We start from the raw sequence: 14424 nt of genomic DNA, 5'->3' as shown, positions 1-14424 counted from the left end.
GAACGCATTGAAATTGTGGATGAGATCTCACTACCCGAGGAATCTAAAAACCCCGATTTCAATAGGGCTGAAGAAAAAGCAGCCAAGGCCATTCAGAAACATGCCATTTATATCGACGGAAAGGAATACAACCCTCAGATAGATGAAGCCTATATGATGTTGGGAAAAGCCCGCTACTACGACATGCGTTTTATTCCCGCCTTGGACGCCTTCAATTTTATTCTGAATAAATACCCTACCAGCAACAATATCAACCGTGCCAAAGTGTGGAAGGCTAAGACCAACATTCGCTTAGACAACGAAGATGTGGCGCTGGAGAATCTGCAGAAGATGTTTGAAGAAGCCTCACTTGAAGATGAAGAATTAGCCGAAGGTGCGGCAATTATGGCGCAGGCCTATATCAATCTAGACTCCATTGAAGAAGCTGTTCCGTATATTAAAATGGCTTCAGAATATGTAAAGGATAACGAATTAAAAGGTCGCTATGCCTATATCAAAGGTCAGTTGTACAACAGATTGGAACAAAAGGACAGTGCCAATATGGCTTTCGATGAGGTTATTGCATTAAATAGAAAGTCGCCCCGTGTTTATATGATCAATGCGCATATTGCCAAGGCCAAGAACTTCAATTACGACAAGGAAGATCGCACTGCCTTATTGTTACTGCTTCAAGACTTGGAAAAGAACAGAGAAAATCGCCCTTTCCTAGATAAGATCTACAATCAGATGGGGGAATACTATCGAAGCACTCAGAATATTGATACAGCGGTAATCTACTATAACAAGTCGATTCAAACCTTCCGGGAAGATAAAATTCTACAAGCCGTAAATTATCAAACCTTGGCGGAAATCAATTTTGACCATGCCGAATATAAAACCGCAGGGGCATATTACGATAGCACCCTTACCTTTTTAGATGTAAATACACGCCCATGGCGACGTGTAAAAAAGAAGCGTGAGAATTTAGACGATGTAATCAAATACGAAGACATTGCCACGACCAACGATAGTATTTTACGATTTGCAAGCATGACCGAGCAAGAGCAATTGGCATATTTTACCGAATACACCACTCGCTTAAAGGAAAAGGCTATTGAAGACTCCATTGCCAGTGTTAAATTGGAAAAGAGCATTGCAAATAAGGAATTTTACAAAAAGCAAAATCCGGCAGGAGGCAAAGATGAAAAAGGAGGGCCAAGTTCTTTTTATTTCTACAATACGGCCACCATTGCCTACGGAAAACAACAATTTAAGAATGTTTGGGGAGACCGAAGATTAGAAGACAATTGGAGACGTTCCAGTAAGCAAACCACCGGAATAAGTGATGACGATGAGGTTATTGCCGACGCAGCCCCTATAGCCGAAAGTGAATTGTACAAGCCGGAGACTTATATATCGCGAATCCCTACCGACCAGAAGGAAATTGACAGTATTGCCAAAGATCGAAATTTTGCCTATTACCAATTAGGCTTAATTTATAAGGAAAAATTTAAAGAGTACGGATTGGCCGCAGATCGCCTTGAAAAACTGTTGACCTTTAATCCCGAAGAAAGACTTATTTTACCAACCAAGTATAACTTACACAAGATATACAGTCAGTTGGAAAACACCACTTTGGCAGACCGGTATAAGAACGATATTATCACGAATCATCCAAGTTCTCGATATGCCGAAATCCTGCTCAATCCAAACTCACAGTTGGCGACAGACGAATCGAGTCCCGAGTTCAAATATAAGGCACTGTATAAGGAGTTCGAAAATAGTAAGTACGACTATGTAATTAGTACCTGCGAAGAATACATTAATTTGTACAACGGAAATGATATTGTTCCAAAGCTCGAAATGCTAAAAGCAACAGCCTTGGCACGTCGCGATGGCTTCGAAGCGTACAAAAAGGCACTGAATTTCATTTCGTTGAACTATCCCAATGCCGATGAAGGCAAACAGGCGCAGACCATTTTTAGTTCGGTCTTGCCGAAATTGGCGAACAAGGAATTTGTAGCCGATGCCGAAAGCGATAGTTGGAAAATAGTGTACAAATTTAGTAGTGAAGAAACGGAAGCGGCCCAAGCATTAAAAGTAAAATTAGATCAGGCCATTGAAGAATATCGCTATACCAATATGAGCACTTCCATAGATTATTACAACCCCGAAACTTCCTTGTTGCTAGTCCATGGCTTGAATACCAGATTGGGCGGGCGCGGTTTTGGTGAGATTCTCAAGGAAAATAAAAAGTATAAGATCAAGAAGCCGTTTTTTGAAATTTCAACACCTAATTATAAGACCGTTCAAATTCATAAGAATCTAGAAGACTATTTAAATAGCGCTTCAGCAGAAGAAAAAAATAGTAATCCCCAAAAGTAAACGACTATGTTTTCAGACAAAAAAGAGAAGAATATGACAGAACCAACCACAGGACAAAATCGTATTAATGAAGGAACCAAATTGAAAGGAGACATCCAATCGGAAGGTTTTTTCAGAATTGATGGCATCATTGACGGAAACGTGAGTACCCCCTCCAAAGTAGTGTTGGGGAAATCGGGTATCATAAAAGGGACCCTCACATGTGAAAATGCAGATATCGAAGGCAAATTTGAAGGCGACCTAAATGTTACGGGAACGCTAACGCTGAGAGCCACTGCACATATTGAAGGAGAGGTAGTAGTTGGAAAATTAGCAGTAGAACCTGGGGCAACCTTTAATGCGAGCTGCTCGATGATAGGATCAAAAAAACCGAAGTCCGAAGCTACAACCACCAATCCCGAAGCTTCCGAAGGCTTAAAAAAACAAAATCATCCTTTTGACAGATCCCAAAGAGTCCAAAAAGCGAAAACCGAGCAGCAAAATTAATGACTATGCGCGCTTCACCGGAATTGGCTTTCAAATGATTGCCATAATAGGTCTGGGAAGTTATGGTGGTGTAAAACTGGATGAAAGCTATCCCAACGATTATTCTTTATGGACCATTGTTTGCAGTCTTGCATCGGTAGGAATTGCCATGTACTTTGTGGTGAAACAAGTGACCGATTTTTCAAATAGAAATAATGAGTAAAGACGTTCTGAAGTTCTTTTTAAAATTAGCCGCATTTACCGGCCTGTTATGGGCGGTACACTTTTATATATTTATCACTTTTTTTTCTGAAGTACTGCTATACTTTCCGCTTTGGATCATCTATATTTTCAACGCGGTATTGGTTCTTGCCGTATATGCGTTTGTAAATTATAAGCTCGCCAAGGGAAGTGAAAAGATTTACAACCTATTTTTAACTCTTACTATTGTAAAAATGGTTTTGGCCATTGTCTTTTTATTGCCTGTATTTGCAGGGAAAGCAGTATCACCAAGAGTTGAAGTAATTAATTTTTTTATTCCTTATTTTATATTTCTGGCCTTCGAAATTTACAGCCTCAGCGAAATTTTTAAAAACCAACAAACAAAGTAATTTTTGGTTTGTCATTTCATTTAGTATTAGTACATTTGCACCAAATTTCAGGAACGCAAAAGCACTATATTGAAAACGACCAATTTTAACTTGATTAGAAGCCTCATTTTAGGGGTGTTTTTTATTTTAGTAGCTAACCCAGCTATTGCAGCTTCACCGGAACCAGAGGGAGACAGCGAATTTAATGTAACCGACATGATCATGCATCACATTAAGGATGCACACGATTTCCATATTATGGATTGGGACGGTCATGCCATTTCAATTCCGTTGCCGGTAATTCTTTGGACGAACAATGGACTGGTAACATTCATGTCCAGTGAGTTCCAACATGACGATACCGGAACAGTAGTAGTCGAAAAGAACGGTCAGCGTTTTGTGAAATACCACGAGGAGATTTATTACGCTTCGGAAGCACCACATGGTGCCACTGCCGAAAAGCCTAGTGAAGGAGTTCATCACGAAGCTGAAAAACCACTTGATTTTTCTATTACCAAGTTGGTGTTTTCTATGTTCCTTTCCATGGTGCTACTTTTATTGATCTTCGGACTTTCAGCGAGAAAATACGATGCCAACGGAGTTCCAAAAGGAATTGCAAAATTCACCGAACCACTAGTGGTTTTCATAAGAGACGAAGTAGCGATACCTAATATAGGTGAAAAGAATTACAAAAGGTTCTTGCCTTTCCTACTCACCTTATTCTTCTTTATCTGGATCAATAACGTAATGGGATTGATTCCTTTCTTCCCATTTAGTGCAAACCTCAGTGGAAACATTGCCTTTACATTGGTTTTGGCTATAATCACCTTTGTAATTACAACATTTGTCGCCAACAAAGATTACTGGAAACACATCTTTTGGATGCCGGGTCTTCCTGTACCTATGAAAATATTTTTAGCCCCCATCGAATTCATGGGGATCTTTATAAAACCAATTTCGCTTATGATTCGTTTGTTCGCAAACATCACGGCGGGACACATTATTGTGCTTAGTTTAATATCTCTAATATTTATCGCGCAGTCTGAATGGGCAGCCATTCCTGCGGTCGTATTCTCAGTGTTCATTAGTATCATTGAGGTATTAGTTGTAGCTATTCAAGCGTATATTTTTACTTTGTTGTCGGCCCTATATATTGGCTCAGCAATGGAGGAGCATGAACACGAACATTAATTAATCTTTAATATTTAAAACTATGAGTAGTTTAGCATTAGTTCAAGACGTAGTAAGTTACGTTCCTTTTGCAGCAATTGGAGCTGGTTTAGCAGCTATCGGTGCCGGTATTGGTATTGGTAGAATTGGTGGATCTGCAATGGACGCTATCGCGCGTCAGCCAGAAATGCAAGGAAAAATACAAGGATCTGCAATTGTACTTATCGCTTTCGTTGAAGCGGTAGCACTTTTCGCGGTGGTTGTATCACTTATTGCAAAGTAAAAAAGAAAGGCGCAACGGTTGGTTGCGCCACTTTTTTTAGATTTTAAATAATTCAGATTATAAAAATATAAAGAAATGGATTTAGTTACTCCAGATGTTGGTCTCCTGTTTTGGACCTTTTTATCGTTTATTGTCTTATTAGTAACACTGAGAATGGTGGCATGGAAACCGATGCTTGGTGCTGTTAATAGCAGAGAACAATCTATTAGAGAAGCATTGGCTTCTGCAGAAGCGGCTAAAAGGGATATGGAAAACCTTACTACCGACAACGAGCGAATCTTAAAAGAAGCACGTGCCGAGCGAGAAGCTATGATGAAAGAAGCGCGCGAGATGAAAACAAAAATGATCGCCGATGCCAAAGATGAGGCAAAAGTAGCCGCCGATAAAATGATCACCAATGCGCAGTCTGCTATTGAAACAGAAAAGAAAGCAGCCATAGCCGAATTAAAAAACCAAGTAGCATCACTTTCATTAGAAATAGCTGAAAAAGTGGTGAAAGCTGAATTGTCCGACAAAGACAAACAACTGAAACTGGTGAAGGATATGTTGGGCGAAGCCACATTAAACTAATGGTACAATGAGCGGAAGCAAAGCAGGGATACGATACGCGAAAGCGGTTTTACAACAAGCTAACGAATCGAATATAGCAAGTGCTGTATTTGATGATATGCAAACGGTAGCTTTGACGTTGGCCGGAAGCAAGGAGTTACGTATAGTACTTCAAAGCCCGGTTATTAAGTCTGAAGATAAAAAAGCAGCATTGTTGGCTATCTTTTCGAATCAGTCGGAAACAACCAAATCACTTATAAAAGTATTGGTAGACAACAAGCGAGTGGCAAAATTGGGCGATGTGGCAGAGAGTTATATCAACCTCTACAATGAAGCAAAGGGAATTAAAGTGGCAAATGTGACCACGGCTGTACCGCTTTCCGAAGCCTTGGAACAGCAGGTGCTGACTAAAGTAAAGGAAATGACCGGTAGCACGAGTGTTACCTTAGAAAATATAGTTGATACGTCCATCATTGGAGGGTTTATCCTTCGAGTGGGCGATCTACAATACAATGCGAGTATTGCAAATCAATTAGGAAATTTAAAAAGAGAATTTAGTAAAAGTTTATAACGTGTGGTCCGAAGCGTAGCGATGGATCATCAAACATAATAAATCAAAATGGCAGAAGTTAAACCAGCTGAAGTATCAGCAATCTTAAAGCAACAACTTACAGGTTTTGAAGCAACTGCTTCCTTAGATGAAGTAGGAACCGTTTTAACTGTAGGGGATGGAATTGCCCGTGTATATGGACTTGCAAATGCACAATACGGCGAATTAGTTGAATTTGCGAATGGCCTTGAAGGAATTGTACTTAACCTTGAAGAAGACAACGTAGGGGTCGTATTGTTGGGACATTCAAAAGAAATTAGTGAAGGAGCAACCGTAAAACGTACGCAACGTATCGCCTCTCTTAAAGTTGGTGAAGGAATCTCAGGTCGTGTAGTAAACACCTTGGGACAGCCCATCGATGGAAAAGGTCCTATCACTGGTGAAACTTATGAAATGCCATTGGAGCGAAAAGCACCCGGGGTAATTTATCGTCAGCCGGTAACCGAACCATTACAAACAGGTATCAAGTCTATCGACGCGATGATCCCGGTTGGTAGAGGACAGCGTGAATTGGTGATTGGTGACCGTCAAACTGGTAAGACAACGGTTTGTATCGACACCATTTTGAATCAGAAAGAATTTTACGATGCAGGGGAACCTGTTTATTGTATCTATGTTGCCATAGGTCAAAAGGCTTCAACCGTAGCGAATATCGCCAAGGTACTGGAAGATAAGGGCGCAATGGCTTATACTACGATTGTAGCTGCAAATGCTTCAGATCCTGCACCTATGCAGGTTTATGCTCCTTTCGCAGGTGCTGCTATTGGCGAATACTTCCGTGATACGGGACGTCCTGCCTTGATCATTTATGACGATTTATCAAAACAAGCGGTAGCCTATCGTGAAGTATCCTTATTATTGCGTCGTCCACCGGGACGTGAGGCGTATCCGGGTGACGTATTCTACCTTCACTCAAGATTATTGGAGCGTTCGGCGAAAGTGATTGCAGATAACGATATTGCAAAAAACATGAACGATTTACCCGATGTCCTTAAACCAATGGTAAAAGGCGGGGGTTCATTAACAGCACTTCCAATTATTGAAACTCAGGCGGGAGACGTTTCGGCATATATCCCAACCAACGTAATTTCGATTACCGACGGACAGATTTTCTTGGAATCAGATTTATTCAACGCAGGGGTTCGTCCGGCGATTAACGTAGGTATTTCGGTATCGCGTGTTGGAGGTAATGCGCAGATTAAATCGATGAAAAAAGTAGCGGGTACGCTAAAATTAGATCAGGCACAATACCGCGAGTTGGAAGCATTCGCCAAGTTTGGATCCGATCTTGATGCAGCCACCATGAATGTTATTTCGAAAGGACAACGCAATGTGGAGATCTTGAAACAGGCTCAAAACGACCCTTTTACCGTTGAAGACCAGATCGCAATTATTTATGCAGGTTCGAAGAACTTGTTGCGTAACGTTCCTGTAGAGAAAGTAAAGGAATTTGAAAGAGACTATTTAGAAATGTTGAATGCCAAGCATAGAGAAACATTGGACACTTTGAAGGCCGGAAAATTGACCGACGAAGTTATCGATGTCTTAACAGCGGTGGCTGCAGATCTTTCTGCAAAATATAAAAAGTAATTGTCATTCCCGTGAATGCGGGAATCTCAAGCTTTTGAGCCCAATTAAAATAGATTCCGTATCAAATATGGAATGACAAAACAGAGGTATGGCAAATCTTAAAGAAATACGTAACAGAATAGCTTCGGTAGGCTCTACGATGCAGATCACCAGCGCCATGAAAATGGTGTCGGCGGCTAAATTGAAGAAGGCACAAGACGCCATTACAGCCATGAGGCCCTATTCTGAAAAGTTAACCGAATTACTGCAAAATCTGAGTGCCTCCTTAGATGGGGATACCGGAAGTAAGTATGCTGCACAACGAGATGTGAAGAAAGTACTGGTTGTTGCAATTACTTCGAACCGTGGTTTGGCAGGAGCTTTTAACAGTAACATTATAAAGGAGGCTAAAACCTTGGCCACCGAAACTTACGCAGGAAAGCAGGTGGATTTCGTTACCCTCGGGAAAAAGGGAAATGACATTCTGAAGAAGACCCATACCATTGTTGAGTACAACAACGGCATTTTCGATGAGTTGAGCTTCGAATCTACCTCGGTAATTGCTGAAAAGTTGATGGAACTTTATGCCAACGGAAGCTATGATAAGATTGTGTTGGTGTATAACCTTTTTAAGAATGCAGCTACTCAGCTAGTAATGACGGAGCAATTTTTACCCATTCTTCCGCCAAAAAGTACTGAAACAAGTGCGAATGCCGATTATCTTTTTGAACCATCAAAGGTCGAGATCGTCGAAGGATTAATTCCGAAGAGTTTAAAAACACAATTGTTTAAAGCACTTCGTGATAGTGTGGCCAGTGAACATGGCGCACGTATGACAGCAATGCACAAGGCAACAGACAATGCAACCGAGTTAAGAGATGCCTTAAAATTACAATACAACAAAGCCCGTCAGGCCGCTATTACCAACGAGATTTTAGAGATTGTTGGAGGAGCCGAAGCGCTTGCCGGATAATAATAAGTGACCTACTTAGTGCGAAAAAGCCTTCTGAACAAGACAGAAGGCTTTTTTGTATCTTTATGGCAAGGGTTTTGTAACCATCTAAAAAAACGGCTATCATGAAACAACTTAAACTGAGTATGGGACTTATTGGAATGTCATTAATTCTCTTTAGTTTTTCCAACTGCGGAAATGCGAAAATGAATAATTCGCAACCTACATTGGTGGAGAATCCACCCTTTATATTAGGAGAAGTTTTCTATCAAGATTGGGTAGCCGGTGTCAAAGAAGGGGGTTCCGGCACACATGTGCATATTACATTTACCGATTTAGAAGCTGGTGTCGTCGTGAAGGATATCTACTTCAGAAATAAAATAATAAAGGCACAAAATACGCCGCAGCATCGAAACCAATATGTAGCATCATTTATGAATGAAACCGTTACAGACATCATCATGGATGCCGATGCTACAAAGGAAGCACAAAACACGCCTCCTGTAAAATCCCCGTTCATGTTAAACGACAGTGATGCTGTGGTTAGCTATGTATACCATGGAAAAATAAACTATTATAAAATCTCCAATATGGAAAGAAAACCCATGTTGGCATACCCGCAGTCTAACCCTAACGATAAGAATTGACAGTTAGGTGATAAACAACTGGAATTTCAATACTTTTACCTCTAAAATGAGCCTGTATTGAGTGTCTTCAAAAATCTTTTTAAGCAAACTTTTATATATGGCTTAGCGACCGTATTACCTAGGGCGTTGGCCATTTTCTTAGTCCCGTTATACGTTATTGTCCTGGGCAAGGAGCAATACGGAATATATGCCTCGCTAATGGCGTTTCTGATTTTAGGGAACGTCCTCTTATCCTATGGGATGGAAACTGCTTTTTTCCGGTTTATCAATAAGGACGAATCTAAGAAAAGCATCGTTCAATCTACGGCACTTACCTCCTTAACGATCTCGACGCTCTTGTTTTTAGGAATCTCAATGTTAGTAAGAGAGCCACTTGCAAATTTTCTAGAGTTCAAAGTGGAATACATAGTCTACGGATTATGGATACTGGCATTAGATGCCCTGGTGGTGTTACCCTTTGTATGGTTTAGAGCGAACGAACAACCCATGCGGTATGCGGTCATAAAAATTTTTAATGTTGTTATTAATCTAGGCTTCAATTTGTTCTTCTTTTTAGTCCTTCCCGATTGGGCGGCCGCAAGTCCGGATTCATTTTGGAGTAGTATTTATTCGGAAGAAAATAATGTAGCCTATGTGTTTATAGCCAATCTTATCGCTAGCGGAATTACCTTGCTAGTCTTGCTTCCATTGTATTTAAAAATAGGCTTTGGCTTTAATCAAAAAATTTGGAAGCAAATGCTGAAGTACGCCTTTCCGGTCTTAATAGCAGGTGTTGCTTTCTCTATTAATGAAGCCTTTGACAAGATATTGTTAAAGTATTTATTGCCTTCAGATATAGCCGAAGCCGAAGTAGGCGTCTATGCTGCCTGCTATAAACTAGGGGTCTTTATGACCTTATTTGCCACCGCATTCCGATTAGGTGTGGAACCCTTTTTCTTCAATCATGCTAAAAGTGAGAATGCGAGGCAAACCTATGCAACAATAACCAAATATTTTACCATATGTGGCAGTATTATTTTATTGATTGTCATTGTATACATAGATATCTTCAAACAAATCCTTATTCCCGAAAGTGAATTTTGGGAAGCACTGGTGATTGTACCGATTATTCTGTTGGCCAATTTATGTTTAGGAATTTATCACAACCTTTCGGTTTGGTATAAAGTAACCGATAAGACCAAATTTGGCGCTTATATATCGGTGATTGGCGCCCTAATTACGATCGCCCTAAACCTGGCACTCATTCCTATTATCAGCTATAAAGGATCCGCCATAGCAACTTTAGCGGCCTATGGCACTATGATGGTGCTGTCCTACCTTATCGGACAAAAGCGGTATCCCATTCCGTACAACCTAAAAAAAATTGGAAGCTACCTATTGCTATCCGTTGGTCTCTCAGGGCTTTCGTTGTATGTTTTTGATGGAGATTTACTTATAGGGACTGCATTATTATTGGTATTTTTGTTGCTGATCTTTTTTTCTGAAAGACATGAAATCAAAAGAATTTTAAGACGATGAAAATTAAGATAATTAACAAATCGGAGCATCCCTTGCCCTCTTACGAAACTATCTATTCTGCCGGAATGGATTTACGAGCCAATGTACCGGGGCCTTCTACCCTGAAACCCCTACAACGCGCCATTGTAAAAACCGGGCTTTTTATTGAATTGCCAATTGGATTTGAAGCGCAAGTGCGCCCTCGAAGTGGGCTGGCTGCAAAAAAAGGGGTGACTGTCTTAAACGCACCAGGAACTATCGATGCCGATTATAGAGGAGAAATAGGGGTTATCTTAGTAAACCTTTCCAATGAGGATTTCACCATTGAAAATGGAGAACGCATTGCCCAATTGGTCATTGCAAAACACGAACGCGCCGCCTGGGAGGAAGTAGATGAACTGGACGAAACAAGCCGTGGCGCAGGTGGCTTTGGTAGCACCGGAACAAAATAAAATGATACTAAAATAAACGAATGAAAATAATTGTCCCAATGGCAGGCCGTGGGTCCCGCCTTCGCCCGCACACCCTAACCATCCCAAAACCCTTGATCCCTGTTGCCGGTAAGCCTATTGTCCATAGATTGGTAGCAGATATTGCAAACGTTCTAAATGAAGAGATTGAAGAAATAGCCTTTATCCTAGGTGATCCTGCCTTTTTTGGTGAAGAGGTTGTTGCAAGTTTAAAAGAACTAGCTAATGGTTTAGGAGCAAAAGCAAATATTTACAGGCAGTTAGACCCCAAAGGAACCGGCCATGCCATTATGTGTGCTGCCCCATCTCTTTCTGGTCCTGCGGTAATTGCTTATGCCGATACCTTAATCCGGGCCGATTTTAACCTCGACAAAGAAGCCGATAGTGTTATTTGGACTAAAAAAGTAGATAATCCCGAAGCCTACGGTGTTGTTAATCTAAATGAAAGGCAAGAAATCACCGAACTTGTTGAAAAACCAACCCAATTTGTGAGTGATCAAGCTGTTATAGGGATCTATTATTTTAAGGAAGTTGGTGTGCTTAAAAAGGAATTACAATACGTTTTGGACCATAATATTATTAACGGAGGAGAATATCAAATTAACGACGGAATTAAACGCATGATGGCGGCCGGAAAGGTGTTTAAGACCGGTACGGTAGACGAATGGATGGATTGTGGAAACAAGGAAGTAACGGTGGAAACCAATCGTAGGATGCTAGGATTTTTAGCAGAAAGTGGCGAAACTTTAGTTTCGGAGAAGAGTTCGCAGCAAAACTCAAAAATTATTGCACCTTGTTTTATTGGCGCAGGGGTTGTTTTAAAAAACAGTACGGTAGGACCGTTTGCCTCTGTTGGAGAAGGCACAATAATTGAGGATAGTACCGTTAAAAATAGTATAATACAAACCCACTCGGTGATTAAAAATGCTACTTTAGACAACGCAATGATTGGTAATCACGCCATTTTTGATGGAAAATTTACCAATGTGAGCATTGGCGATTACTCTGAATTGAAATAGTATGGAATGTCTCCCCAGAGCGCAGTCGAGTTGAACTGCCCAAAGGGTGGAGGGGGTGGTCTTAAATTAAATATGAATCGGAAACATTTTTTATTGATGCTTTTTTTATTCGGAATTGTTTTTCTTCCGACGCCAGCCCTTGCGCAGGAAATTAAAATCGAAACTGAAGAAGAACCCACCGATGACCTGGGAAATGTGAGCGATGCATTTCAGGATTATTTTTTTGAAGCCCTGAAGCAAAAAGGCATTGAGAATTACGAATTGGCGCTCGAAGCCCTAAAAAAAGCTGAAAAGGCAGCAAAAAAAGATCCGATGCAAGAAGCAGTCGTATATTTTGAAATGGGAAAAAACCAAACCTATCTCAAACAATACGATGAAGCAGAGGAAAACTTTAATAAAGTACTTAAGACGGAAGGGGATCGTTTGGACGTCTTGGAGGCCTTGTACGATCTGTACTATATAAGAAAAGATTACGATGCGGCCATCGTTCTGGTCAAAAAATTGGTCAAGTATGACGATGATTACAAAGAAGACCTAGCCAATTTGTACGTCCGAACCAAACAGTACGATGAGGCCATAGAAGTGCTGGACGAGCTCGATGAGCTTTGGGGAGAAAGTGACTACAGAGATTCGCTGCGTACCCAAATATATCGGGAGACCGGAAATACAACGGGACAAATTGAAAAGCTGGAAGTTAAAATTGAAACCAGCACTAAGAACGAAAAAGACTACCTCAGCCTTATATTTTTATACAGCGAACAAGGAAATACCGAAAAGGCCTTTGAAACGGCTCAGGAATTGCTTCAGGCGCATCCAAAATCTCAATTGGTGCATCTGGCGCTTTATAAATTCTACCTAGAGCGTGGCGAAGCCCAAAAGGCGATTGCTTCTATGAAGACAGTGTTTAGCGCCGCCGAAGTGGACAGCGACAGCAAATACAAGGTGCTGGGAGACTTTATGAATTTTGTGAAAGCAAACCCTAAATATGAAAGCGATTTAGACGATGTAGTACTCCTTTTTTCTACCGAAAATAATGGTAAGGTATATGAGCAATTGGGCGATTTTTACATGGCAAAAGGAATGAAGGAAGAAGCTCTAAGATTTTATGAAAAAGGGGTTGCTAGAGACGCAGACAATTATAGCCTGCTTAAAAACACTTTATTGTTGCAACTAGATTTTAAAAAATACGAGGATGCAAGGCAGTTAAGTGCTAACGCATTGGAGATCTTTCCATCTCAGCCGTTATTATATCTAATTAACGGGGTTGCCAATTTAGAATTAAAACAAAACGAAGCGGCCATAGAAAATCTCGAGACGGGCCTAGATTATCTCTATGATGATATAAAAATGGAAAAGGATTTCTACGAGCAACTGGCCTTGGCATACCGCCAAAAAGGAGATGAACGGAAAGCAACAATGTATTCAAAAAAGGCTGCAGACATCAAATACCCCAATTAACTTATGAAGCTGAAGCCAATCTATTTTCTCCTTATTTTTCTGGTGGTCACTTCTTGTGGCGGAGGTAAAGGACTCAATGGTTCTGTGAAGGCAGATAAGGCATTGTCCACAAAGAATATTCTATCGGCACATGAAAGTGCCTCGCCTAATTTTTCAAGCTTGGCCGCTAGACTGCAGGTGGTTTATGAGGACGAAAGCAAATTACAGAGTATCACGGTGAGCCTTCGGATGGAGAAAGACAAGACCATTTGGATCAAGGCATCTCTTTTGGGAATAACCATTTCCAAGGTTTTAATCACCAAAGATAGAGTTAGTTATTACGAATCCATAGGCAACACCTATTTCGATGGAGATTTTTCGTTGTTAAGTGAGTGGCTGGGAACCGAAATCGATTTCGAAAAGGCCCAGGCCATTTTGTTGGGACAGTCTATATTTTCTTTGGATGCTTCCGAATACAGTATGAAGGTGGTTCAAAATAAATATCAGTTATTTCCGAAGCAACAACCTCAGAATTTTATTCATTATCTGTTTCTGAACCCACAAAACTTCAAAGTCGCTTCGGGTTCTTTGTCACAACCCAATGAAGGGCGATTACTCTCCATTCGATATGGAGAATACGAAAAGATAGAGGGCAATTTTTTTCCTTCAGAAATCGCTATACATGCAACAGAAAATAATAAAAATACCAGGATCGAACTAAACTATAAGAAGATTGAACTCAATGTTTCGGTGAGTTTTCCGTTTACTATCCCGGAAGGATATGAAGAAATCCAATTATAAG

General features: G+C 40.6%; 16 protein-coding genes. All 16 read left to right on the top strand.

Annotation, left to right across the window (positions count from 1 at the left end; genetic code table 11):
• On the top strand, positions 1-2364 hold a 2364-nt coding region (locus K8F54_RS09435), incomplete at its 5' end, for a hypothetical protein (RefSeq protein WP_290789975.1).
• A 6-nt stretch (positions 2365-2370) separates the two neighbouring features.
• A complete protein-coding gene (locus K8F54_RS09430) occupies positions 2371-2850 on the top strand; it encodes a polymer-forming cytoskeletal protein (protein WP_290789973.1) in 480 nt (159 codons plus the stop codon).
• The gene (locus tag K8F54_RS09425) at positions 2801-3052 is read left to right on the top strand and encodes an AtpZ/AtpI family protein (RefSeq protein ID WP_290789970.1); all 252 of its coding nucleotides are present in this window, start codon (positions 2801-2803) and stop codon (positions 3050-3052) included. Before K8F54_RS09430 ends, K8F54_RS09425 begins: the two co-directional genes overlap by 50 nt.
• Complete coding sequence (locus K8F54_RS09420) at positions 3045-3440, top strand: hypothetical protein (RefSeq protein WP_290789967.1); 396 nt, start codon at positions 3045-3047, stop codon at positions 3438-3440. Before K8F54_RS09425 ends, K8F54_RS09420 begins: the two co-directional genes overlap by 8 nt.
• Positions 3441-3509: 69 nt before the next feature.
• Positions 3510-4610, top strand: a complete 1101-nt coding sequence (atpB, locus tag K8F54_RS09415; protein WP_290789964.1) for a F0F1 ATP synthase subunit A — start codon at positions 3510-3512, stop codon at positions 4608-4610.
• A gap of 22 nt (positions 4611-4632) precedes the next feature.
• Positions 4633-4872 (top strand): ATP synthase F0 subunit C, encoded by a 240-nt coding sequence (gene atpE / locus K8F54_RS09410; protein ID WP_100802676.1) that lies wholly within the window; start codon positions 4633-4635, stop codon positions 4870-4872.
• Between the two features lie 75 nt (positions 4873-4947).
• The gene (locus K8F54_RS09405; RefSeq protein ID WP_290789961.1) at positions 4948-5442 is read left to right on the top strand and encodes a F0F1 ATP synthase subunit B; all 495 of its coding nucleotides are present in this window, start codon (positions 4948-4950) and stop codon (positions 5440-5442) included.
• A 7-nt stretch (positions 5443-5449) separates the two neighbouring features.
• Positions 5450-5992, top strand: a complete 543-nt coding sequence (gene atpH / locus K8F54_RS09400; RefSeq protein ID WP_290789959.1) for an ATP synthase F1 subunit delta — start codon at positions 5450-5452, stop codon at positions 5990-5992.
• 48 nt (positions 5993-6040) lie between these two features.
• Entirely contained in the window at positions 6041-7621 is a 1581-nt protein-coding gene (atpA, locus tag K8F54_RS09395) for a F0F1 ATP synthase subunit alpha (RefSeq protein WP_290789957.1), read from the top strand.
• 88 nt (positions 7622-7709) lie between these two features.
• Positions 7710-8573, top strand: a complete 864-nt coding sequence (gene atpG, locus K8F54_RS09390; RefSeq protein WP_290789955.1) for an ATP synthase F1 subunit gamma — start codon at positions 7710-7712, stop codon at positions 8571-8573.
• Positions 8574-8677: 104 nt separating this feature from the next.
• Positions 8678-9199, top strand: coding sequence for a hypothetical protein (locus tag K8F54_RS09385; protein WP_290789953.1), 522 nt, complete (start codon positions 8678-8680; stop codon positions 9197-9199).
• Between the two features lie 57 nt (positions 9200-9256).
• Positions 9257-10717, top strand: a complete 1461-nt coding sequence (locus K8F54_RS09380) for an oligosaccharide flippase family protein (protein WP_290789951.1) — start codon at positions 9257-9259, stop codon at positions 10715-10717.
• A complete protein-coding gene (dut, locus tag K8F54_RS09375) occupies positions 10714-11148 on the top strand; it encodes a dUTP diphosphatase (RefSeq protein ID WP_290789948.1) in 435 nt (144 codons plus the stop codon). The genes K8F54_RS09380 and dut overlap by 4 nt, the downstream gene beginning before the upstream one ends.
• Before the next feature lie 20 nt (positions 11149-11168).
• Entirely contained in the window at positions 11169-12185 is a 1017-nt protein-coding gene (locus K8F54_RS09370) for a sugar phosphate nucleotidyltransferase (protein WP_290789945.1), read from the top strand.
• Positions 12186-12191: 6 nt separating this feature from the next.
• Positions 12192-13643 carry a tetratricopeptide repeat protein gene (locus K8F54_RS09365; protein ID WP_290789942.1) on the top strand — a complete coding sequence of 484 codons (1452 nt, stop codon included), beginning with the start codon at positions 12192-12194 and terminating at the stop codon, positions 13641-13643.
• Between the two features lie 3 nt (positions 13644-13646).
• Positions 13647-14423: a DUF4292 domain-containing protein gene (locus tag K8F54_RS09360; RefSeq protein WP_290789939.1), complete on the top strand. Its 777-nt coding sequence runs from the start codon at positions 13647-13649 to the stop codon at positions 14421-14423.
• Position 14424 lies beyond the last annotated feature (1 nt).

The organism is Altibacter sp., from assembly GCF_019913785.1.
Classification (GTDB): domain Bacteria; phylum Bacteroidota; class Bacteroidia; order Flavobacteriales; family Flavobacteriaceae; genus Altibacter.
Note: the sequence above shows the minus strand (reverse complement) of the source record. Positions and strands in the feature narration are given on the sequence as shown.

Bases quoted from the DNA above. Each gene is read 5' to 3' on its own strand.
- atpH (WP_290789959.1), top strand. From the start codon at position 5,450: ATGAGCGGAAGCAAAGCAGGGATACGATACGCGAAAGCGGTTTTACAA.
- K8F54_RS09405 (WP_290789961.1), top strand. From the start codon at position 4,948: ATGGATTTAGTTACTCCAGATGTTGGTCTCCTGTTTTGGACCTTTTTA.
- K8F54_RS09420 (WP_290789967.1), top strand. From the start codon at position 3,045: ATGAGTAAAGACGTTCTGAAGTTCTTTTTAAAATTAGCCGCATTTACC.
- atpA (WP_290789957.1), top strand. From the start codon at position 6,041: ATGGCAGAAGTTAAACCAGCTGAAGTATCAGCAATCTTAAAGCAACAA.
- dut (WP_290789948.1), top strand. From the start codon at position 10,714: ATGAAAATTAAGATAATTAACAAATCGGAGCATCCCTTGCCCTCTTAC.
- K8F54_RS09385 (WP_290789953.1), top strand. From the start codon at position 8,678: ATGAAACAACTTAAACTGAGTATGGGACTTATTGGAATGTCATTAATT.
- K8F54_RS09430 (WP_290789973.1), top strand. From the start codon at position 2,371: ATGTTTTCAGACAAAAAAGAGAAGAATATGACAGAACCAACCACAGGA.
- atpE (WP_100802676.1), top strand. From the start codon at position 4,633: ATGAGTAGTTTAGCATTAGTTCAAGACGTAGTAAGTTACGTTCCTTTT.
- K8F54_RS09365 (WP_290789942.1), top strand. From the start codon at position 12,192: ATGTCTCCCCAGAGCGCAGTCGAGTTGAACTGCCCAAAGGGTGGAGGG.
- atpG (WP_290789955.1), top strand. From the start codon at position 7,710: ATGGCAAATCTTAAAGAAATACGTAACAGAATAGCTTCGGTAGGCTCT.
- K8F54_RS09370 (WP_290789945.1), top strand. From the start codon at position 11,169: ATGAAAATAATTGTCCCAATGGCAGGCCGTGGGTCCCGCCTTCGCCCG.
- K8F54_RS09360 (WP_290789939.1), top strand. From the start codon at position 13,647: ATGAAGCTGAAGCCAATCTATTTTCTCCTTATTTTTCTGGTGGTCACT.